Here is a 20,956-nt window from a genome sequence, read left to right as displayed (position 1 = left end):
AGGGGAACCGCACGCCCCGGTCCGGTACGGGCCGACCTGAGGGCCCGGTGGCTCAGCCCCGGGCCGCCAGGACGCCCGAGGCGAAGGCCGTGTCGCACACCGGGCGGGAGTACGACTGGGCGCGCGAGGCGCCGTACACGCGGACGGCGGCCCGGCCCAGGGCGCGGGCGATGGAGGAGCAGTGCTTCGCCAGCGACGGCTTGCCGTTCACGGCGGCCTGGAGGTGGGTCAGGGCGACGCCCGGATCCTTCTCCTGGAGCTCGGTCAGCAACTGGTCGCGCAGCACGTCCTGCGGGGCCTTGGCGGCCTGGTGCGAGGACTGCTGCGCGGCGGAGACGTCGGAGGCGGTGAGCACCGAATCCGAGGGGTTCCCCGACCAGTTGACCCGGGTGACCGCGAGGGTCCCGGAGAGCACCATGACGACGGGCAGGACGAGGGCGAGCGAGCGGCCGATCCGGCGGGCTGGGCCGCCCTGGCCGCGGCGCGTGCGCTGGGTGGTGGAGTGGTTCGCGGAGTGCTTCACGCGTGAGAGGGTAGCGTGCAGTAATGATTTGGCGACATTCAGTCACCCGGACGGGGGATGAAGCCGTGCTCCCTTTTGGGTAAGGGGTTGACGGACCTCGGGTGAAATGTCCGCTGTGCCGGGGATTTTCGCGGGCATGGAAAAGGGCCCCGCAGCAGGCTGCGGGGCCGTTTTCGTCAACCCGGGTGAATCGCCCGGGTTCAAACCGGGTCAGTCGGAGAGACGCGCGCCCGTCGACGTGGAGAAGACGTGGGTCTCGCCCGCGCGCGGGACGACGTGGAGGGTGCTGCCCTTCTCCGGGACGTCACGGCCGCCGACGCGGACCACGAGGTCCTTCGACTCGCTGCCGACCTTGGCGGTGCCGTAGACGAAGGCGTCGGAGCCGAGCTCCTCGACCACGTTGACGACGACCGCGAGACCGTGGTCGGCGTCGGCGCCGGCCACGTCGAAGTGCTCGGGGCGGACACCGACGGTGACCGTCTTGTCGGTGGCGGCGGCGAGCGCGTCGCGCTGGACCGGGACCACCGAGTTGCCGAACTTCACGCCGCCGTCGGCGATCGGCACCTCGACGAGGTTCATCGCCGGGGAGCCGATGAAGCCGGCCACGAAGAGGTTCGCGGGCCGGTCGTACATGTTGCGCGGGGTGTCGACCTGCTGGAGCAGACCGTCCTTGAGGACCGCCACGCGGTCGCCCATGGTCAGGGCCTCGACCTGGTCGTGGGTGACGTAGACGGTGGTGATGCCGAGGCGGCGCTGGAGCGAGGCGATCTGCGTACGCGTCGAGACGCGGAGCTTGGCGTCCAGGTTGGACAGCGGCTCGTCCATGAGGAAGACCTGCGGCTCACGCACGATGGCGCGGCCCATCGCGACACGCTGGCGCTGACCACCCGAGAGGGCCTTCGGCTTGCGGTCCAGGTACTCGGTGAGGTCGAGGATCTTCGCGGCCTCTTCGACCTTCTGCCGGATCTCCGTCTTGTTGACGCCGGCGATCTTGAGCGCGAAGCCCATGTTGTCGGCGACCGACATGTGCGGGTAGAGGGCGTAGTTCTGGAACACCATGGCGATGTCCCGGTCCTTGGGCGGCAGGTGCGTGACGTCGCGGTCGCCGATGCGGATCGCACCGCCGTTGACGTCCTCGAGCCCCGCGAGCATGCGGAGCGAGGTGGACTTGCCGCAGCCGGACGGGCCGACCAGGACGAGGAACTCGCCGTCCGCGATGTCGATCTCCAGCGCGTCGACGGCGGGCTTCGTGGAGCCCGGGTAAATCCGGGTCGCCTTGTCGAACGTAACAGTGGCCATGGCTCTGAGGCCCCCTTCTACCGGCAGGAACGTGCCGGACGATCCGTTGTAGGAAGGTGGTTGGTGTAGTCCACATGAGCGAACTGGGTCAGGACGGTACCTGGCGTTTCCCGGTCTGTCAGTACCCGGAGGCATGTGAACTTCGCGGAAACTTTCGAGTGAGGCACAGCCGTTCGCTGGTCGGAGCCGCGCGGACCGCGGAAGTCCGTGGCTCGGCGAAAGGCGGTCTGTGTACAGTGGACCCGCCCTCGCGCGTGCGTCATGGCGCGCGGTGCCTCCTTAGCTCAGCTGGCCAGAGCAGCTCACTTGTAATGAGCAGGTCGTCGGTTCGAATCCGACAGGGGGCTCTCTGAAAAGCCCAGGTCAGCTCTTGTGCGACCTGGGCTTTCCCATGCCCCCGGCCGGTGATTCGCCGATACTGGGCCGGGTGAGACGGCTCTGCGGGCTTTCCGGTGTCCGGCGGGCGGTGTGGGCGTACGTCCGCGGCGCGCCCGGCACCTATGTGTGGCTGGCGGTCCTGTTCGTCACGACGGTGGCTCTGCACCACATGTCACCGGAGTCCGAGCAGGAGTTCCTGCGGCAGCGGTCCACCAACATCCATGAGCTGTCCCGGCACCCGGTGCGGGTGCTGGTGGCGAGCGCGATGTGGATCGACGGCGGGTACTGGCTTCCGTACGCGGTGCTGTATTCCGTCTTCCACGCCCAGGCCGAGCGGTGGCTGGGCACCGCGCGGTGGCTGGCGGTGTGCGTGGCCGCGCATGTGCTGGCGACGCTGATCAGCGAGGGGGCGCTGGCGAAGGCGATCCGGGACGGGCTCGCCCCGCAGTCGGCGGTCAACACCCTCGACGTCGGGGTGAGTTATGCGCTGTCGGGCGTGGTGGCGGTGCTCGTGTACCGGATCCGCCCGCCCTGGCGGTACGGGTATCTCGCGGCCGTGCTCGTCTTCTACGGCTTCCCGCTGACCGTCGGACCGACCTTCACGGACTTCGGCCACTTCGTCTCCTTCCTCGTCGGGCTGGCGTGTTATCCGCTGGTCAGAGGGCGCGAAAGACAACGGAATCCGAAGGAGACAGTGCCCGTGCCGCCGGGTTAACGTCCGGCCATGAGCAGCTCGGCAAGCGGTGTCTTGGACGGCGTCGTCAATGGCGGCATCTCCTTCTGGTACGCGGACGACGGCCTTCCGGCGGTGCGGGAGCCGCTCGCCGGTGACGCCTCCGTCGATGTCGTGATCGTCGGCGGCGGGTACACGGGGCTGTGGACGGCGTACTACCTGAAGAAGGCGGCGCCCTCTCTGCGGATCACCGTCCTGGAGCAGAGGTTCTGCGGCTACGGCGCCTCGGGGCGCAACGGCGGCTGGCTGTACAACGGCATCGCGGGCCGGGACAGATACGCGAAGCTGCACGGCCACGAGGCCGCCGTACGGCTCCAGCGGGCGATGAACGACACCGTCGACGAGGTCGTCCGGGCGGTGGCGGAGGAGGGCTTCGACGCCGGTGTCCACCGGGGCGGGGTGCTGGAGGTGGCCCGGACCCCCGCGCAACTGGCGCGGCTGAAGGACTTCCACGCGCACGAGCTGTCGTACGGGGAGCGGGACCGTGAGCTGTACGGCGCCCGGGAGACGGCCGAGCGGGTGCGGGTCGCGGGCGCCGTGGGGTCGAGCTGGACCCCGCACGGGGCGCGGGTGCACCCGGTGAAGCTGGTCAAGGGGCTCGCGGCGGCCGTGGAGGCGCTGGGGGTGGAGGTCCGTGAGTCGACCCCGGTGACGGAGATCCACCCGGGGCGGGCGGTGACGCCGTACGGGACCGTGCGGGCGCCGTACGTGCTGCGCTGCACCGAGGGGTTCACGGCCGCGTTGAAGGGCGAGCGGCGGACCTGGCTGCCCATGAACTCCTCGATGATCGCCACCGAGCCGCTCACCGACGAGCAGTGGGCGGCGGTCGGCTGGTCGGGGCGGGAGGCGCTCGGCGACATGGCGCACGCCTACATGTACGCCCAGCGCACGGCGGACGGCCGGATCGCGCTCGGCGGGCGCGGAGTGCCCTACCGCTTCGGCTCGCGGACGGACAACGACGGACGCACACAGCTCGAGACCGCCGGGGCGCTGCGCGAGATCCTGGTCGGGTTCTTCCCGGCGCTGGCCGGGGTGCGGGTCGAACACGCCTGGTCCGGGGTGCTGGGCGTGCCGCGCGACTGGTGCGCGACGGTGACGCTGGACCGGGCCACGGGCATCGGCTGGGCGGGCGGTTACGTCGGCTCCGGCGTCGCCACCGCGAACCTGGCCGCGCGGACCCTGCGGGACCTGGTGCGGCTCGACTCCGGCCAGGAGGGCCGCACCGACCTCACCGACCTGCCCTGGGTCGGCCACAAGGTGCGCAGGTGGGAGCCGGAGCCGCTGCGCTGGCTGGGGGTGCGGGGCATGTACGCGACCTACCGGGCGGCGGACCGGCGGGAGACGGAGCGCCACGCGGCGGGGTCCTCACGGCTGGCGCGGCTCGCGGACCGGGTGGCGGGACGCCACTGACGCACCGCCGGAACCACCGCCGGAACCGGCCTGCCCCACAGGGGCGGTCAGCCCACCGACTCCGGTACGGCTGTCTCCGTCGGCGCGTGCCTCGGGGGCCCGGTGGTGACCATCAGGCCCGCCACCAGGCCGGCCAGCAGCATGATCCCGGCGGCCCACCAGATGGCCACCGTGTAGCCGTGCACGGTGCCCTCCGCCGCGACCTGGGCCCGGCGCGCGGGGCCGGTCAGATGGGCCGAGATGTAGGCGGTGCTGCTGGTGGTGGCGATCGTGTTGAGCAGCGCGGTGCCGATGGAGCCGCCCACCTGCTGTGAGGTGTTGACGGTGGCGGAGGTGACGCCGGCGTCGTGCGGGGCGACCCCGGCGGTGGCCGTGGAGAAGACCGGCATGAAGGTCAGGCCCATGCCGAGGCCCATCAGGAGCAGGGCGGGCAGGATCTCGCCGGCGTAGGAGGAGTCCACCGTCATCCGGGTCAGGATCACCATGCCGCCCGAGGCGAGGAGCATGCCGGGGACCATCAGCATGCGCGGCGGCACGCGGTTCATCAGCCGGGCGGAGATCTGGGTGGAGCCGGTGATGATCGCCAGGGTGAGCGGGAGGAAGGCGAGGCCTGTCCGCAGGGGGGAGTAGCCGAGGATGACCTGGAGGTAGTAGGTCATGAACAGGAACAGGCCGAACATCCCGATGACGGCGAGGCCCATGGTCAGGAAGCAGCCCGCGCGGTTGCGGTCCTTGATGATGTGCAGGGGCAGCAGCGGCACCCGCGCCTTCGTCTGCCACCACACGAACACCGTGAGCAGGGCGATCCCGCCCGCGAAGAGCCCCAGCACCAGGGGGTCGGTCCAGCCGCGCGGCTCGGCCTCGCTGAATCCGTAGACGATCGCGACCAGGCCGCCGCAGCCCAGCACGGCGCCGGGCACGTCGAGGCGGGCGCCCGCGTGGCCGGGGCGGTCGTGGAGCAGCGCGAGGGCGCCGAGCACGGCGACGACGGCGATGGGCACGTTGACGTACAGGCACCAACGCCAGCTGAGGTACTCGGTGAGCAGGCCGCCGACGATGAAGCCGATCGCGGCGCCGCTGCCGGCGAGGGCGCCGTAGATGCCGAAGGCCTTGCCGCGTTCCCTGGGGTCGGTGAACGTCGTCGTCAGGAGGCTGAGCGCGGAAGGGGCGAGCAGGGCGGCGAAGACGCCCTGGAGGGCGCGGGCGCCGAACAGCATGCCCGAGCCGGTGGCCGCCCCGCCGAGCGCGGAGGCGACGGCGAAGCCGATCAGCCCGATGACGAACGTGCGTTTGCGGCCCACCAGGTCGGCGATGCGGCCGCCGAGCAGCAGCAGGCCACCGAAGGCCAGGGTGTAGGCGGTGATCACCCACTGGCGGTCGCCGTCGGAGATACCCAAATCCTGCTGTGCGGAGGGAAGCGCGATGTTCACGATCGTGGCGTCCAGGACGACCATGAGCTGGGCGAGGGCGATGATCACCAGGCCCCACCAGCGGCGGGGATCCGGTTCGGTGTCGGCGGAGGATTCACCTGTTCGGGTGACACTCATTCCGACAGAACACCATGAATCGGTGTGTATCGCATCCCTGAACCGGTTGCTGAACCGGTTGCTGAAGTGGTTGCTGAAGTGGTTGCTGAACCGGTTGCTGAAGTGGTTGCTGAACCGGTTGCCGGGCCGTCTGTGGGGCGGCCCGCGGCTGCCCCACGGCGGGTCACGGCACCAGGACGACTTTTCCGACCGTTCCGCGGGCCTCCAGCGCCCGGTGCGCGGCTGCGGCCTCGGCGAGCGGGAACGTCTGCACCGCCGGGGTCAGCCGGCCGGCGGCCGCCTCGGCGAGGGCGCGGAGCTCCAGGGCTCGCAGGCCGCCCGCCTTCTCGATCATCACGGGCCCCAGGACCGACCGGGAGACCCCCTCGACGAAGTGGCCCTTCCCGTCGCGGATGCCTTCGGCGGACCAGCCGAAGACGAGGTGCCTGCCCGCGGGGCCGAGGAGGGCGACGGTCGCACGGGCGACGTCACCGCCCACCCCGTCGAAGACCACGTCGGCGGTCCGGCCGCCCAGGTGGGCGCGGACCTTGGCGGGCCAGGTGGTGTCCGTGTAGTCCACGGCGAGATCGGCGCCGTTCGCCGCGACCCGGGCCACCTTCTCCGGCCCGCCGGCCAGCCCGACGACGGTCGCGCCCGCGTTCTTGGCGTACTGCACGAGGAGCGTGCCGATGCCGCCCGCGGCCGCGGGGATCACGGCGACGGACGCGGGCCCGAGCTCGGCGAACTGGAGGATCCCCAGGGCTGTACGGCCCGTGCCGATCATGGCGACGGCCTGGGCGGGATCCAGGTTCGGCGGGATCTCGTGCACGCGGTCGACGTCGGTGACGGCGCGTTCGGCGTACCCGCCGGGCGCGAAGCCGAGATGGGCGACGACGCGCCTGCCGAGCCAGCTCTCGGGGGTGCCCTCGCCGAGTGCCTCGACGACGCCGGCGATCTCCCGGCCGGGCACGGTGGGGAGGGCCGTCGGCGCGGGGGCGGGGCCCTGGAGGCCCTCACGCAGGGCGGTGTCCAGGAGGTGGACGCCCGCGGCCTCGACGGCGACCCGGACCTGACCGGGGCCGGGCACCGGGTCGGCGAGTTCCTCGTAGCGGAGGTTCTCGGCGGGACCGAAGGCGTGGAGGCGGACGGCGTGCATGGGGATCCCCCGTGGGTGGTGGGTGGTGAGTGGCGGGTCGGGGACGGGCTGTTGCCCGACCGCTCCCACCCTTCAACCTGAACCTTGCTTGAGGTCAAGGGCTTTCCGGCTGCCGGAGGACCGGCGGCGGGATTGTCAGTGGTGGGGTGCAGCATGGGGGCATGGCGAGGACAGGGACCGGAAGAACCGGCAGGACCGGCGGTGGTACCGGCAGTACCGGCGGCAGGGCCGGTGCGGTGGTGAAGGGCGCGCGGCGTCCTGAGGTGCGGCTGCCGCCGCTGGAGCCGTACGGGGGCGGGGAGCTGGAGCCCGACGGTGACTACGACGGCGTGGAGTTGCGCGAACTGGACCTCGCCGGGCAGGACGGCGGGGGCGCCCGCTTCATGGACTGTGCCCTGACGGGCTGCGCTCTGGACGGGACGCGGCTGCGCCACACCCGCTTCCTCGACTCGGTTCTCACCGGCATCCGGGGCGTCGGCACCGACCTGGCGGAGGCGACCCTGCGCGATGTCGAGCTGCTCGACGCCCGCCTGGGCGGTACCCAGATGTACGGCGCCGTCCTGGAACGGGTCGTGATCCGCGGCGGCAAGATCGACTACCTGAATCTGCGCCAGGCGCGGCTGCGGGACGTGGTCTTCGAGTCGTGCGTCCTGGTGGAGCCGGACTTCGGCGGCGCCCGTCTGGAACGGGTCGAGTTCGTCGACTGCGCCCTGAAGTCCGCCGACTTCACCGCGGCGACCCTGGCGGACGTGGACCTGCGCGGAGCGGTCGAGCTGGGCCTCGCGGGCGGCGTGGACCGGCTGTCGGGCGCGGTGATCAGCGCGGCCCAACTGCTGGATCTGGCACCCGTGTTGGCGGCGGAACTGGGGATCAGGGTGGAGGGCTGAGGCGGGGTCGAGGGGGGCGAGGGGGGCCGAGGGGGATGGCCGGGGCCCGGAGGTCAGGGGGTCGGGGCCGGGCGGGGCAGGGCCGGGGCCACGGCATGGGGGGGCTACGTCAGCCGGGGGAAGCGGGCCTGCAACGTCCAGATCGCCGGGTTCTCGGCCAGGTCCTCGTGCAGGTCGGTCAGGTCGGCGAGGAGGTCGTGCAGGAAGTCGCGGGCCTCGCGGCGGAGTTCGGCGTGGGAGAAGGTGAGCGGGGGCTCCTCCACCGGCATCCAGTCGGCCTCGATGTCCACCCAACCGAAGCGGCGCTCGAACACCATGCGGTCGGTGGACTCGGTGAAGTCCAGTTCCGCGTACTGCGGGCGGGAGGCGCGCGAGCCCGCCGGGTCCTGGTCGATCAGCTCCACGATGTCGCACAGCGCCCACGCGAAGTCCAGTACCGGCACCCATCCCCAGGCTGTGGACAGCTCGCGGTCCGCCTTGGTGTCGGCGAGGTAGACGTCGCCGCAGAACAGGTCGTGGCGGAGGCTGTGGACGTCCGCGCGCCGGTAGTCCTTCTGCGGCGGGTCCGGGAAGCGGTTGGAGAGGGCGTAGCCGATGTCGAGCACGTAGGCGATGGTGTCACGCCCCCGCGCCGGGGCCCGGTCGTCCCCATAAGATCACTGACATGTCCCGATCCGTACGCCTTGTGCCGGCGGTGGCCGCCGCGACGCTCGTGCTCGCCCTGACCGCGTGCGACGACGAGGGGGTGCCGGACACCTCGGGCGCCCAGGCCCGGGACGCCTCGGGCGCCCCGGGCGTCGGTGATCCGTACTTCCCGAAGGCGGGCAACGGCGGCTACGACGTCTCCCACTACGGCCTCACCCTCGCCTACACCCCCGACGGCAACCGGCTCACCGGCACCGCCGTCGTCACCGCCCGCGCGACCGAGGACCTCGCCGCCTTCGACCTGGATCTCGCGGGCATGAAGGTCGAGGAGGTGACCGTCGGGGGCGACCCGGCCGAGTTCCGCCGGGACGGCCAGGAGCTGATCGTCCGGCCGCCGGGCGCCCTGTCCGACGGGGAGACCTTCGAGGTCCGGGTCCGCTACTCCGGCAGCCCGCGGACGATCACCGACCCGGACGGCTCGAAGGAGGGCTGGCTGCGCACCGCGGACGGAGCGCTCGCCCTCGGTGAGCCGACCGGCTCCATGGCCTGGTTCCCCGGCAACCACCACCCCTCCGACAAGGCGTCGTACGACATCGCCGTCACCGTCCCGAAGGGCCTGACGGCCGTCTCCAACGGCGAGTTGCGCAGTGCGAAGACGGCGGACGACGGCCGCACGACCTTCGCCTGGCACACCGCCGAACCGATGGCGAGCTATGTGGCGACCGTCGCGATCGGCCGCTACACCGTCACCCGCTCCACCGTCCCTCGCTCCACCGGCACCGCCACCGGCTCCGGCTCCGCGGCGAAGGGCGGGCTGCCGGTGTACGTCGCCGTGGACCCGTCCCAGGTGACCGCGAGCCGCAAGGTGCTCGCCCGGCTCCCCGAGGTCATGGAGTGGGCGGAGTACAACTTCGGCCCCTACCCGTTCTCCTCCACCGGCGCGATCGTCGACCGCCCCGAGGACGTCGAATACGCCCTGGAGACCCAGAACCGTCCCGTCTACCCCGGCGCCCCCGACACCGCGACCCTCGTCCACGAGACCGCCCACCAGTGGTTCGGCGACTCCGTCACGCCGAAGAGCTGGCAGGACATGTGGCTCAACGAGAGCCTGGCGACCTATGCCGAGTGGCTGTGGACGGAGGACGAGGGCGGCGCCACGGCGGAGGAGACGTTCACGGAGCTGTACGACCACGGCGAGGACGAGTACGAGGACCTGTGGGCGTTCCCGCCCGCGAACCCGACGAGCGCGGCACACATCTCCGACACCCCCGTCTACCAGCGCGGCGCGATGGTGATCCACCGCATCCGTCAGACCGTCGGCGACGACACCTTCTACGACATCGTCCAGGGCTGGGCCGCCGCCCACCGCCACGGCAGCGCTGCCACCGACGACTTCACGGCGTACGTGGAGAAGCAGGCGCCGGACGAGGACTTCGACGAGATCTGGGCGGACTGGCTGTACGGCGAGGGCAAGCCCGCACGCCCGTAAGCCCCGTCAAGCCGGTCCGGGGCGACGGTGGCCGCTCTCCGCCTCCCACGCGTCGAGCAGCCGGGCGAGGCCGGACGGCCACACCGGCTCCGCCTCCTGCGCGAGCTCCTCGCGCGTCCACCAGCGCCAGCCGAGGATGCCGTCGGCGGCGTGGGAGGCCGCGAGGTCGGGCCCGCCGGGTTCGCGGTGCGGGCCGGGGGCGACGTAGATGTGCTCGTGCTGGCTGACGAGGATTCCGGTGGGGGTCCCCCCGCTCGAGCGAAGCCGAGAGTGGGGGAGGGTGAAGTCGTGTTCCCAGGTGCACAGCAGCGGCCCCGGCTCCAGGTCCGCCCACCCGGTCTCCTCGCGCAGCTCCCGCATCGCCCCCTCGCGCGGCGACTCGCCCTCCTCCAGCCCACCGCCGGGCAGCGCCCAGTGCAGGCCATGTCACCTTCGCGGGCCCGGCGGTGTCTTCATGCCGAACACGTCGAACACGCCCACCAGGCCCACCACGGCCTGACGTCTCCGAGGACGTCGAGCTCGCGGAGAGCGTCTCGATCGCGATGCTGACCGTGCTGGAGACGCTCGGGCCGACGGAGCGGGCGGCGTTCGTGCTCCGCGAGGTCTTCGACCTGGCGTACGGCGAGATCGCCGAGGTGACGGGCAAGTCCGCGGCCGCGGTGCGGCAGATCGCGCGGCGGGCCCGCGAGCATGTGGCGGCCCGGCAGCCGCGGATGCAGGTGAGCCGGACGGAGCAGAGGGCCGTGGTGGAGCGGTTCCTGGTCTCTTTGCGCACCGGGCAGCTGCACGAGTTGATGGAGGTCATGGCGCCGGACGTGGTGCTGATCGCCGATGGCGGCGGGCTCGCGGCCGCGGCCCCGGTACCGGTCCACGGGGTCGCACTGGTGGCGAGGGTGCTCGCGCGTGCCGACCGGCCGGCCGCGGCCGCGTTCGAGACGACGACCGTGTGGCTGAACGGGGCGCCCGCGGGCCGGTTCGAGATCGACGGCGAGTCGACCGCGGTGAGCGTCGTGGTGGAGAACGGGCTGGTCACCCGGGTCTATCTGATGAGGAACCCGCGGAAACCGACCCGGTTGGACGAACCGGCCGAACTCGCCCGGTAGACCGAACTCGCCAGGGAAGCCGCGGAGCCCCCGGCCGGGTGGCCGAGGGCTCCGATGAGGCGTGCGCGTGGGCGCAGGACTCAGACGCTGACGCCGAAGTCCTGGGCGATGCCCACGAGGCCCGACGCGTAGCCCTGGCCGACCGCGCGGAACTTCCACTCCGCGCCGTTGCGGTAGAGCTCGCCGAAGACCATGGCCGTCTCGGTGGCCGCGTCCTCCGAGAGGTCGTAGCGGGCGATCTCGGCGCCGCCGGCCTGGTTGACGATGCGGATGTAGGCGTTGCGGACCTGGCCGAAGTTCTGCGAGCGGTTCTCCGCGTCGTAGATCGAGACCGGGAAGACGATCTTGTCGATGTCGGCCGGGAGACCGGCCAGGTTGACGTTGATCGCCTCGTCGTCGCCCGCGCCCTCGCCGGTGCGGTTGTCGCCGGTGTGGACGATGGTCTGGTCCGGCGTCTGCTTGTTGTTGAAGAAGACGAAGTGACCGTCGGAGTAGACCTTGCCCTGGGGGTTGACCGCGATCGCCGAGGCGTCGAGGTCGAAGTCCGTGCCGGTGGTGGTGCGGACGTCCCAGCCGAGGCCCACGGTGACGGCGGTCAGGCCCGGAGCCTCCTTGGTGAGCGAGACGTTGCCACCCTTGGACAGGCTTACAGCCATGGTTGGGAGTCCTTCCCTCGTTGCGTACGGCTTCGTACGGGGCTTCGTACGGGCACGAAGCTACAGCTATCCCTATGAACGCAGCGAAGGGTGCTCAAGGTTCCCCGCCACTCCGCGTTTCTTTACTTTCTTTGCCAAGATGACCCACGGCGGGTTCCGGGGACAGGGGATATTCGCGTGACGTGGAGGCGCCACGAGCGGGAACATGGTCGGCATGTCTGGTCCCTATGTCGTCCGCGGCTCCGTCTCGCTTCCCGAGGCCGAGCTCATGTGGCGTTTCTCGCGGTCTTCGGGGCCGGGCGGGCAACACGTCAACACCAGCGACTCGCAGGTGGAGCTCCGCTTCGACCTCGCGCGCACCGAGGCGCTGCCCGAGGTGTGGAAGGCGCGGGCGCTCGAGCGGCTGGCCGGTCGGCTCGTCGACGGCGTCGTCACCGTCCGCGCCTCCGAGCACCGCTCCCAGTGGCGCAACCGCGAGACCGCCGCCGTACGCCTCGCCGCCCTGCTCGCCGAGGCCACCGCCCCGCCGCCCAAGCCGCGCCGGCCGACCCGGATCCCGCGCGGGATCAACGAGCGTCGGCTGCGGGAGAAGAAGCAGCGCTCGCAGACGAAGCGGGGCCGGGACGGGCGGGACTGGGGCTGACCGAGCGGAACCGCTCCTGACTGGTACTGATCGAATTTCCCGGCACCTTGCGTGCGCGTGTCACATCTCGGGCGCGCCATCCGTCAGCTACATGACGGTCAATCGCGGGCAGGGATGTGACGAACGATGGCAACAGGCGACGACGACTTTCTCGCCGAGCGCTTCGAGGCGCACCGCAGCCGCCTGCGTGCCGTCGCGCACCGCATGCTCGGGGCCGCGGCCGAGGCCGACGACGCCGTGCAGGAGGCGTGGGTACGGCTCAGCCGCAGCGGTGGCGGGAGCGCGGGCAGGGAGATCGACAACCTGGCGGGCTGGCTGACGACCGTCGTCGGCCGGGTCTGCCTGGACATGCTGCGCTCGCGCCGCTCCCGTGCTGAGGAGCCGCTGGAGAGCTGGACGCCCGCCTCGTCCGAGGTGGCCGATCCGGCGCAGGATGCGCTGCTCGCCGACTCCGTGGGCGTCGCGCTCCTCGTCGTCCTGGACACCCTCACCCCCGGTGAGCGGCTGGCGTTCGTGCTGCACGACCTGTTCGGCGTGCCCTACGAGGAGGTCGCGAGCATCGTCGACCGGACCCCGGAAGCCGCCCGGCAGCTCGCCAGCCGGGCCCGGCGCCGGGTGCGGGGCGCCCAGGAGCCGGACGTCGATCTCGCCCGGCAGCGCAAGGTCGTCGACGCCTTCCTGGCCGCTGCCCGGGACGGGGACTTCGACGGGCTGCTCGCCGTGCTGGACCCGGACGTCGTGGCCCGCTCCGAGGCCGGCGTGGTCACGGGCGCGGCGGCGGTCGCGTCGGGCGCGTCCAGCTTCGCCTTCGTCGGGGCCGTGGCCCGGCCCGCGCTCATCGACGGCGCGACCGGACTGGCGGTGCTGTTCGACGACCGGGTGGAGCGGACACTCAGCTTCACGTTCGTGCGCGGTGGCCGGATCGCCGTGATCGACGTCGTGACCGACCTCGACCGCGTCTCCGAACTGGACGTGACGCTGCTCTAGTTGCCAGAGCTGGGCCCCGGGGCCGGGGCGGCGGCTAGTCCAGTGCGAGGACGCCGACCGTCTCTCCCTCGCTGGTCTCGCCGTTCTTCCGGAAGCCCAGCCCGAGATAGAAGTCCGCGGGACCGTTCTCGCCCTCGTGCCAGGTCACGTACATCTCCTTGGTGCCCCGGCGGCGCAGTTCCGCGGCGACGGACTCCACGGCGAACCGGCCGTAGCCGCGGCCCTGTTCACCGGCGGCGATGTTCAGCCGCCACAGTCCGGAGCGGATCGGGCCGCCGTCGCGGCGCCCGTTCCAGTCGATGTCGAGAAAGGCCATCAGAAAACCGACGGGCCGGTCGCCGTCCATGATCAGGCGCGGCCAGGCGACCCCCGCGGGATGGACATAGGCCTCCGCGAGCGACTGCATCACCGGAGAGACCGCGAACTCCTGGTCGGGACGGACCCGAATGCCGGTCGCGGCTTCGAAATTCGAAGGAGTCATTTTCTCGAGACGGGGCCCTGAAGTCGTCATGCGGGCACCCTGGGTGGGCCGTTCGTCCGGCGGCCACGGCATTTCCGCCGTCACCCCAACTGCCGGTAACGGCCCCGGAAATACATCAGCGGGCCGCCGTCCGCGCTCGGCACCGACGCGGTGAGCACGCGGCCGATCACCAGCGTGTGGTCGCCGGCCGTGACCGTTTGCTCGGTGCGGCATTCCAGGGTGGCCAGGGCGCCGCCGACGAGGGGCGCGCCGGCGACCTCGCCGCGGGCGTACGGGATGTCCTCGAAGAGCAGCCGGTCGCTGATGCGGCCCTTCATGGCGAAGCGGCCGGCGATGTGCCGCTGGCTCTCGGAGAGCACCGACACCGCCCACAGGGGCTGTTCGTCGAGCAGGTCGTCCATGCGGGAGCCCGTGCGCAGACTGACCAGAACCAGCGGCGGGTCCAGGGAGACCGACATGAACGCCGTCGCGGTCATGCCGACGTCCTCGCCGTCCGGCGCCCCGGGATCGTCCGGGTCGAGGGACGGTTCCCGGGCGGTCACCAGGACCACGCCGTCGGCGAGCCGGGACATGGCGGCGCGGAACTCGTCGTTGCTCACTCCCTCAGCATGCCTGGCGAGGGTCTCGGACACGGGTTTGAGCACAGCCGGCTCGAGTACGTCTGGGGGCATGTCGGAAACGCTAGTGTCCGTCCGGTGCGCGGCGCATCGGACCTCCGCCCGAGTAGGGTCGTAGGACCGTGGACCGATTCCCTCCGGCGCCCGATTCCGGTGCCCGTCCGAGCCTGTTCGTGTCTTTCCGTGTTTAGGAAACACACAGGAAAACGCGGAAACTCCACTCAAATGTTCATCTTCACCTGTGACTTGAGTCACAAGAAGCATTAATTGTTGACCCTGTGTACCGAGTGGGCAGCGCGCTGTGATTCAGTGGCGGAGGCGTCACAAGGAGACACACACCGACAACACAGACCAGAAACGACGTTACGCCGAAGACAACCCTTGATTCGCTGCGAAGTCTCGGGGGGAGGGCGAAACACATGGAGACCGAGTCGGAGCCTTACGTCCGCCTTGCGTCCCTGCGACAGCTGCACCAGGTCATGGCCGACATGAACACGGCCCGCAGTCTGGCCGACACCTTGCAGACCGTCGCCGACGGCGTGGTCACGGCACTCGGGTACGAGCTGGCGTGCGTCAACCTCGTGCGCCCCGACGGCGATCTCGTGGTCGCCGCCTTCGCCGGAAATCCGGCCGCCGAGGCCCTCATCACCGGCCGGGTCGGCTCGCGCGAATCCTGGGACCGGCGCCTCGCCATGGGGGAGACCTGGGGCGACCTGATCTTCATACCCCACACCGAGGGCTGGGTCCTCGACGACGACGACGTGCCCCAGTGGTACACCGACGGGCCCGCGCCCCGCTTCGAGGACGAGTGGCACCCCTCGGACCGTCTCTTCGCCCCCATGTACATGCCCGCCGCTCCCGGCAGCGGGGGCGCCTGCGGTGAGCTGATAGGCGTCCTGTCCGTGGACCGGCCGCGCAACGGCCGGCGGCCCGGCGCATGGGGGCGCGAAGCCCTCCAGATGTACGCCTTCCAGGCCGCCATCGCCATTAGCAACGCGCGTCTACGTGCGAATATGCAGCGGGCACTGGTCCGGCTCGAGCGCGAGCAGCAGGCCCTGCGCGCCAGTGAGGAAAGCTTCCGGCAGGCCTTCGAGTACGCCCCCTCCGGCATGGCGATAGCCGAGATGGGCGGCGACCAGCACGGGCGGATACTCCGGACCAACGACGCCCTGTGCCGCCTGCTGGGCCGCCCCGCCTCCGCGATGCGCCGCTACTCCTTCTCCGACCTCGTCCACCCCGAGGACATAGGCACCCTGCTCCGCACCTCCGCCGAGGGCGGGCGCGCCGAACTCCGCCTCGGCCGCCGGGACGGCACCTACGTCTGGGTCAGCCTCCGCAACTCCGTCGTCGCCGACGCCGCCGACGGGCCCCGCTTCCTCCTCACCCACGTCGAGGACATAGAGGACCGCAAACGCCGCGAGCTCCAGCTCGCCCACCGGGCCTCGCACGACTCCCTCACCGGACTGCCGAACTCCGCCGAACTGCGCTCGCGGCTCTCCGCCCGGCTCTGTCAGCGCCCGCAGTCCACCCACCCCGCCGCCGTCGACGCCATGGACACGGCCTACGGCCACGCCGCCTTCGACGCCAACGGTCACGGCTTCGACTACCGGCCCGGCGGCGCCGAGTCCTTCGACGGCTACGACCACCATGTGCACACCGCGGCCCCCGAGGAGGGCCACGACGACGGCACCAAGGGGCTCGCGGTCCTCTTCTGCGACCTCGACGGCTTCAAGTCGATCAACGACCGGTTCGGCCACAACGCCGGCGACGCGGTCCTCATCGAGGTCGCCCGCCGGCTCTCCCGCCAGGTCCGCGACGGCGACACGGTCGCCCGGCTCGGCGGCGACGAGTTCGTGATCCTCGCCGACGGCCTCGGCCGCGCCGACGCGGCCGACCTGGCCGTACGGCTGCGCAACGAGATCATCCAGCCGATCCGCGCCGAGGGCCGGGCCGTGCGGGTGGGCGCCAGCTTCGGCATCGGCTGGGCACATTGCGGGATGACCGCGGACGAAGTGCTGAAGTCCGCCGACGAACGCATGTACGTCGAGAAACGATCTCGTCCCAAACAGCACCGGCGTGCGGGATGATCACCAGGTCAGCGAGCTGATGCGATCAGAGTCACCTGTTTGGGCCATCCGGAGCGGGTAGGCTCGCCAGTCTGACCGCACCATCGCATCCGACCCGCACTTGCTGAGGAGTACCAAGGGATGACGTCCGGCAACAACGGCGCGAGTACGCCCGAGGACGACGACCCGTTCGGCTACCTCTACGCCGACGGCCAGGCCAACGGCGCGCAGCCGCCCTCCGGCGGTGGCTACGGCTACCCCAACTCGGTCAGCAGAGTGCGCGCGGTCGGCGAGCGCCGGTACGGACAGCAGCCGCAGCAGCAGACCGCGCAGTACGGGCAGCCGCCGACGGTTCCTCAGCAGCAGGGCGCGTACGGCCAGCCGAACGCGAACTACGCGGCGCCCGAGAACTTCGGCGCCGGTGGCGGGCCCTCCACCGGTCGGCAGCCCGTGCAGGGCGGCGGCCCGCGTGGCCGTGGCCCCAACACCAAGGGCCTGCTGATCGGCGCGGTCGCGGTGGTCGCAGCGGTCGTGATCGGCATCGCGGTCGCCATGGCGAACGGCGACGACGGCTCCGACGACAACAAGGCGAGCGACCAGCCCTCCACCTCGGCCTCCGCCTCCGCGAGCGCCTCGCCCAGCGAGTCGGCCGCCGACGACACGAACAAGGCCGAGATCCCGCCGGTGGACGCGAAGGCGCTGAACCTCGGCGGCAGCGCCGCGCTGGCCTCGGACGTCGAGGGCGCGCAGGCGGCCGGCGGGGTCTACGTCGGCAACCTCAACCAGGTCGGCAACTCCGTCACCTGGACGGTCAACGGCGTCCCGTCGGACGGCGCCTACACCCTCTTCGCGCACTACAGCGTGCCTGGTGAAGACCAGGCAATGACGCTCACGGTCAACGGCAAGACCTTCGGCAGCAAGTTCCCCCTGAAGAACTACGCGGAGGCGGCCGCCGGCGACTTCGTCAAGGGCTGGACGACGAGCTTCACGTACCCCACGCTCACCAAGGGCACCAACACGCTCACCCTCTCCTGCCAGGACGGCGACAAGTGCAACGTCCTGCTGGACCAGTTGTGGGTGAAGGCGGGCCAAGTCAAGAGGTGAGCACCCGGGTTCAGGCCGCGGTGGCCTCTGGGGTCACCGTGATCCGGCCGAGCAGCTCCTCGTAGGACGCCCGGTCGAACTCGCCCGCCGTCGGGGCCAGTACGGTCGCCGCGGACAGGGCGAGCGCGCGGGCCAGGCGGTCCGGCCAGGGCAGCCGTTCGACCAGACCGGAGAGCAGCCCGGCGGACGCGGAGTCGCCGGCGCCGGTCGGGTTGCCGTGCATCCGGGCGGGCGGGGCGGCACGCCAACGGCCTTCCGGGGTCGCCGCGATCAGGCCTCCGGGACCGAGCGAGGCCACCACGGACCGTGCCCCGCGCCGACGTGCGTCCTGAACGGCGCCGAGCGGCTCGTGGGAGCCGGTGAGTTCGGCCAGTTCCACGGCGTTCGGCTTGACGATGTCCGGGCGGGCGGCGACCCCCCGGCGCAACGGCTCCCCGCTCGTGTCCAGCAGTACGGGGACACCCGCGGCCCGTGCCGTCCGCACCAGGACCGCGTAAGCGCCCACCGGCACGCCCGGCGGCAGGCTGCCGCACAGGGCCACCGCGTCGGCGCCGGCGAGCAGTCCCTCGTACGCCTCCTGGAAGGCGGACCACTCGGCCGGTGCGATGACCGGGCCGGGTTCGTTGAGCTGGGTCGTGTCGCCGGTGCGGGCGTCGACGACGGCGACCGTGCGGCGGGTGGCCCCGGCGACCGGGACGAGCGCGTCCAGCACCCCGGCCGTACCGGTGAGCAGGTCCTGTACGACCCGGCCGGTGGCGCCGCCCGTGAATCCGGTCACCGTCACCTCGTGGCCGAGGGCGGCCAGCACCCGGGCGACGTTCAGCCCCTTGCCGCCGGGCCGTTCCCGCACGTCGGTCACCCGGTGCGAGGCGTGCGGCCGCAGCGCGGGCACGCGATAGGTGAGGTCGAGAGCGGTGTTCAGGGTGACGGTGAGGATCACCTGGGCCGACCTCCCCCTGAGGGCATGCGTACATGAACGGTTCCGGAACTTTCGGCTTCCGGAGGCCTGATCATGCCAAAGAGACGGCGACCGGCCCAGTGCGCGGGTCGGCCACCGTTCCTGCGCGGGGGGACGTTTCAGGCCAGTTGGGGATCCACCACCCAATTCCCCTTGCGCATCACGCCCTTGAGCTCGAAGTTCTCGTCCAGCAGGACCAGGTCGGCGTCCTTGCCCGGCTCCAGCGAGCCCACCGTGTCGTCGATGCCCAGCAGCCGGGCCGGGTTGGCGGACAGCGCGGCAACCACGTCCTCGACCGGCAGCCGGTCGATCGTCACCGCCCGCTGGAAGGCGCGGTCCTGGGTGAGGGTGGAGCCCGCGATCGAGCCGCCCTCCACCAGCCGGGCCACGCCCTCGCTGACCTCGACCTCCAGCGGGCCGAGCAGATAGCGGCCGTCGCCGATGCCGGCCGCGTCCATCGCGTCCGTGATGAACGCCACCCGGCCCGGGCCCGCGTGACGGAACGCCAGCTCCAGGGCGGCCGGGTGCAGGTGCGTGCCGTCGTTGATGAGCTCGACCGTCACCCGCTCGTCCTCCAGGAGCGCGGCGATCGGGCCGGGGGCGCGGTGGCCGAGCTGCGGCATCGCGTTGAAGAGGTGCGTGGCGACGGTGGCTCCGGCGTCGATGGCCTGGACCGTCTGCTCGTACGTCGCGTCCGTGTGCCCGACGGCGGCGATCACGCCGTGCTCGGCGAGCAGTCGTACGGAGTCCAGGCCGCCGGGGAGTTCCGTCGCGAGGGTGACCATGCTCGCCCGGCCGCGCGCCGCGTCGATCAGCTTGCGCACCTCCGCCGGGTCGGGGTCGCGCAGCAGCGCCTCGGAGTGCGCGCCCTTGCGGCACGGCGAGATGAAGGGGCCCTCGAAGTGGATGCCGGCCAGGTCGCCCTGCTCGGCCAGCTCGCTCAGCAGGCCGGCCTGACGGGCCAGGAAGTCCATGTCGTCGGTGACGGTCGAGGCGACGAGGGTGGTGGTGCCGTGCAACCGGTGGGTGTGGATGGCCTTCAGAACGTCCTCGGCCGGGCCGGAGAAGGAGGCTCCGCCGCCGCCGTGGTTGTGCAGGTCGACGAAGCCGGGGACCAGCCAGTGGCCCGTCACGTCGATGACGTCGCCATGCGGGGCTTCGGCCGCGATCTTCGTGCCGTCGATCGTGACGCGGCCGTCCGCAACCGTGCCCGTCGGCAGTACCACCCTGGCGCCGGTGAGTACCTGCGGGCGCGTTGTGGGTCGTTGCGCAGTTCCCCGCGCCCCTAGGGGGGTGGCCATCAGGGTGTTACCTCCATACCGTCGGTTGTGTTGAGGAGATCCCAGGCCAGTAGGCCCGCGCCCAGGCAGCCGGCGGTGTCGCCCAGGGCCGCCGGGACGATCTCCGGCAGTTTCTGGAAGGTCACCCGTCGGCGGACCGCGTCCCGTAGTGGTGTGAACAAGGTTTCCCCCGCCTCCGCGAGGCCGCCACCGATGACGAGCGTGCGGGGGTCCAGCAGGGTGAGCGCGGTGACCAGGCCGTCGGCGAGCGCGTCCACGGCCGTCTGCCAGATCCGGACGGCGTTCGGGTCGCCGGACGTGACGGCCTTCGCGCAGTCCGCGGCGTCCGCCTCCGGGTCCCCGCAGGCCGCCGCCCATGCCTCGCTGACCGCGGCCGCCGACGCGAAGCGCTCCAGACAGCCGTGCTGTCCGCACGGGCACGGGATTCCACCGGGTCGTACGACGATGTGGCCGATCTCGCCCGCGAAGCCGTGGGCACCCGCCTCCACCCGGCCGTCGACGCCGATCGCGCCCGCGATGCCGGTGCCGAGCGCCACGAACAGGAACCGGTCCGCGCCCCGGCCCGCACCGATCCGGCCCTCGGCGAGGCCGCCGGTGCGCACGTCGTGCCCGAGGGCGACGGGGGCGCCGAGTCGGTCGGCGAGCAGTGCGCGCAGGGGCACGTCCCGCCAGCCCAGGTTGGCCGCGTAGGCGGCGACGCCGTTCGCCTCGTCGACGATGCCGGGCACGGCGACGCCCGCCGCGGCCGCCGGTTCGCCGAACTGCCGGGCGCCGTGTTCGCGCAGCTCGGCGGCGAAGTCGAGGATGCCGGCGACGACCGCGTCGGGTCCGCGCTCACGGCCGGTGGGCCGGCGGGCCCGGTGCAGCAGTGCGCCGTCCGCGCCGACCAGCGCGGCCTTCATCCCGGTGCCGCCCACGTCCAGGGCGATGACATGTCTCACGGGGACAGTGTGGACCGAGGACCCGCAAGAGGTCTAGTCCACTCGCGGCTCTT

At 71.7% G+C, this 20,956-nt stretch carries 19 protein-coding genes, 1 tRNA gene and 2 pseudogenes; 10 read left to right on the top strand and 12 right to left on the bottom strand.

The window, feature by feature from the left end; all coding sequences use genetic code 11:
• Positions 1-52 precede the first annotated feature (52 nt).
• On the bottom strand, positions 53-523 hold the full coding sequence (locus tag G9272_RS20960) for a hypothetical protein (RefSeq protein WP_171398018.1): 471 nt from the start codon (positions 521-523) through the stop codon (positions 53-55).
• A gap of 210 nt (positions 524-733) precedes the next feature.
• Positions 734-1,822, bottom strand: a complete 1,089-nt coding sequence (locus G9272_RS20955) for an ABC transporter ATP-binding protein (protein WP_171398017.1) — start codon at positions 1,820-1,822, stop codon at positions 734-736.
• 273 nt (positions 1,823-2,095) lie between these two features.
• Between G9272_RS20955 and G9272_RS20950 the strand changes: the two genes are divergently transcribed.
• The 3 genes from G9272_RS20950 to G9272_RS20940 all read left to right on the top strand — a co-directional run bounded on the left by G9272_RS20950 (position 2,096) and on the right by G9272_RS20940 (position 4,343).
• Positions 2,096-2,169, top strand: a tRNA-Thr gene (locus tag G9272_RS20950).
• A 119-nt stretch (positions 2,170-2,288) separates the two neighbouring features.
• Positions 2,289-2,915 (top strand): rhomboid-like protein, encoded by a 627-nt coding sequence (locus tag G9272_RS20945; RefSeq protein WP_216377888.1) that lies wholly within the window; start codon positions 2,289-2,291, stop codon positions 2,913-2,915.
• A 9-nt stretch (positions 2,916-2,924) separates the two neighbouring features.
• Positions 2,925-4,343, top strand: coding sequence for an NAD(P)/FAD-dependent oxidoreductase (locus tag G9272_RS20940; RefSeq protein ID WP_171398016.1), 1,419 nt, complete (start codon positions 2,925-2,927; stop codon positions 4,341-4,343).
• 47 nt (positions 4,344-4,390) lie between these two features.
• Here G9272_RS20940 and G9272_RS20935 read toward each other — a convergent pair whose 3' ends face one another.
• Together G9272_RS20935 and G9272_RS20930 are read right to left on the bottom strand one after the other, a co-directional pair.
• Positions 4,391-5,890, bottom strand: coding sequence for an MFS transporter (locus G9272_RS20935; RefSeq protein WP_171398015.1), 1,500 nt, complete (start codon positions 5,888-5,890; stop codon positions 4,391-4,393).
• 163 nt (positions 5,891-6,053) lie between these two features.
• Entirely contained in the window at positions 6,054-7,025 is a 972-nt protein-coding gene (locus G9272_RS20930; protein WP_171398014.1) for a zinc-binding dehydrogenase, read from the bottom strand.
• 161 nt (positions 7,026-7,186) lie between these two features.
• On the opposite strand from G9272_RS20930, the gene G9272_RS20925 reads away from it, so the two are divergent.
• On the top strand, positions 7,187-7,912 hold the full coding sequence (locus tag G9272_RS20925) for a pentapeptide repeat-containing protein (protein ID WP_171398013.1): 726 nt from the start codon (positions 7,187-7,189) through the stop codon (positions 7,910-7,912).
• A gap of 104 nt (positions 7,913-8,016) precedes the next feature.
• Here G9272_RS20925 and G9272_RS20920 read toward each other — a convergent pair whose 3' ends face one another.
• Positions 8,017-8,517: a hypothetical protein gene (locus G9272_RS20920; protein WP_171398012.1), complete on the bottom strand. Its 501-nt coding sequence runs from the start codon at positions 8,515-8,517 to the stop codon at positions 8,017-8,019.
• A gap of 59 nt (positions 8,518-8,576) precedes the next feature.
• Here G9272_RS20920 and G9272_RS20915 point away from each other — a divergent pair, with 59 nt between their 5' ends.
• A complete protein-coding gene (locus tag G9272_RS20915) occupies positions 8,577-10,046 on the top strand; it encodes a M1 family metallopeptidase (RefSeq protein ID WP_171398011.1) in 1,470 nt (489 codons plus the stop codon).
• A gap of 6 nt (positions 10,047-10,052) precedes the next feature.
• On the opposite strand, the pseudogene G9272_RS20910 reads toward G9272_RS20915, so the two are convergent.
• A pseudogene (locus G9272_RS20910) lies at positions 10,053-10,469 on the bottom strand (NUDIX domain-containing protein); the annotation flags it as partial.
• A 71-nt stretch (positions 10,470-10,540) separates the two neighbouring features.
• Between G9272_RS20910 and G9272_RS20905 the strand changes: the two are divergent.
• Positions 10,541-11,149, top strand: a pseudogene (locus G9272_RS20905) (sigma factor-like helix-turn-helix DNA-binding protein); the annotation flags it as partial.
• A gap of 80 nt (positions 11,150-11,229) precedes the next feature.
• Here the strand turns inward: G9272_RS20905 and G9272_RS20900 are convergent.
• Complete coding sequence (locus G9272_RS20900) at positions 11,230-11,805, bottom strand: TerD family protein (protein ID WP_020130301.1); 576 nt, start codon at positions 11,803-11,805, stop codon at positions 11,230-11,232.
• Between the two features lie 205 nt (positions 11,806-12,010).
• On the opposite strand from G9272_RS20900, the gene arfB reads away from it, so the two are divergent.
• Both arfB and G9272_RS20890 read left to right on the top strand, forming a co-directional pair.
• Positions 12,011-12,448 (top strand): alternative ribosome rescue aminoacyl-tRNA hydrolase ArfB, encoded by a 438-nt coding sequence (gene arfB, locus G9272_RS20895; protein WP_171398010.1) that lies wholly within the window; start codon positions 12,011-12,013, stop codon positions 12,446-12,448.
• A 126-nt stretch (positions 12,449-12,574) separates the two neighbouring features.
• Complete coding sequence (locus G9272_RS20890) at positions 12,575-13,435, top strand: sigma-70 family RNA polymerase sigma factor (protein WP_171398009.1); 861 nt, start codon at positions 12,575-12,577, stop codon at positions 13,433-13,435.
• 34 nt (positions 13,436-13,469) lie between these two features.
• On the opposite strand, the gene G9272_RS20885 is transcribed toward G9272_RS20890, so the two are convergent.
• Both G9272_RS20885 and G9272_RS20880 read right to left on the bottom strand, forming a co-directional pair.
• Positions 13,470-13,946, bottom strand: coding sequence for a GNAT family N-acetyltransferase (locus tag G9272_RS20885; RefSeq protein WP_171398008.1), 477 nt, complete (start codon positions 13,944-13,946; stop codon positions 13,470-13,472).
• 50 nt (positions 13,947-13,996) lie between these two features.
• Positions 13,997-14,587 carry a flavin reductase family protein gene (locus G9272_RS20880; protein ID WP_171398007.1) on the bottom strand — a complete coding sequence of 197 codons (591 nt, stop codon included), beginning with the start codon at positions 14,585-14,587 and terminating at the stop codon, positions 13,997-13,999.
• Positions 14,588-14,952: 365 nt separating this feature from the next.
• Here G9272_RS20880 and cdgB point away from each other — a divergent pair, with 365 nt between their 5' ends.
• Entirely contained in the window at positions 14,953-16,620 is a 1,668-nt protein-coding gene (gene cdgB / locus G9272_RS20875) for a diguanylate cyclase CdgB (RefSeq protein ID WP_171398006.1), read from the top strand.
• A 120-nt stretch (positions 16,621-16,740) separates the two neighbouring features.
• The gene (locus tag G9272_RS20870; RefSeq protein ID WP_171398005.1) at positions 16,741-17,703 is read left to right on the top strand and encodes a carbohydrate-binding protein; all 963 of its coding nucleotides are present in this window, start codon (positions 16,741-16,743) and stop codon (positions 17,701-17,703) included.
• Between the two features lie 10 nt (positions 17,704-17,713).
• Here G9272_RS20870 and G9272_RS20865 read toward each other — a convergent pair whose 3' ends face one another.
• From G9272_RS20865 to G9272_RS20855, 3 genes are all read right to left on the bottom strand, one after another.
• Entirely contained in the window at positions 17,714-18,643 is a 930-nt protein-coding gene (locus tag G9272_RS20865) for a 1-phosphofructokinase family hexose kinase (RefSeq protein ID WP_171398004.1), read from the bottom strand.
• Positions 18,644-18,780: 137 nt separating this feature from the next.
• A complete protein-coding gene (nagA, locus tag G9272_RS20860) occupies positions 18,781-19,962 on the bottom strand; it encodes an N-acetylglucosamine-6-phosphate deacetylase (protein WP_171398003.1) in 1,182 nt (393 codons plus the stop codon).
• Positions 19,962-20,903 carry an ROK family protein gene (locus G9272_RS20855; RefSeq protein ID WP_171398002.1) on the bottom strand — a complete coding sequence of 314 codons (942 nt, stop codon included), beginning with the start codon at positions 20,901-20,903 and terminating at the stop codon, positions 19,962-19,964. Before G9272_RS20855 ends, nagA begins: the two co-directional genes overlap by 1 nt.
• Between the last annotated feature and the right edge of the window lie 53 nt (positions 20,904-20,956).

This window comes from Streptomyces asoensis (assembly GCF_013085465.1).
Lineage (GTDB): Bacteria > Actinomycetota > Actinomycetes > Streptomycetales > Streptomycetaceae > Streptomyces > Streptomyces cacaoi_A.
This window is presented reverse-complemented; position numbering and strand designations above follow the sequence as displayed.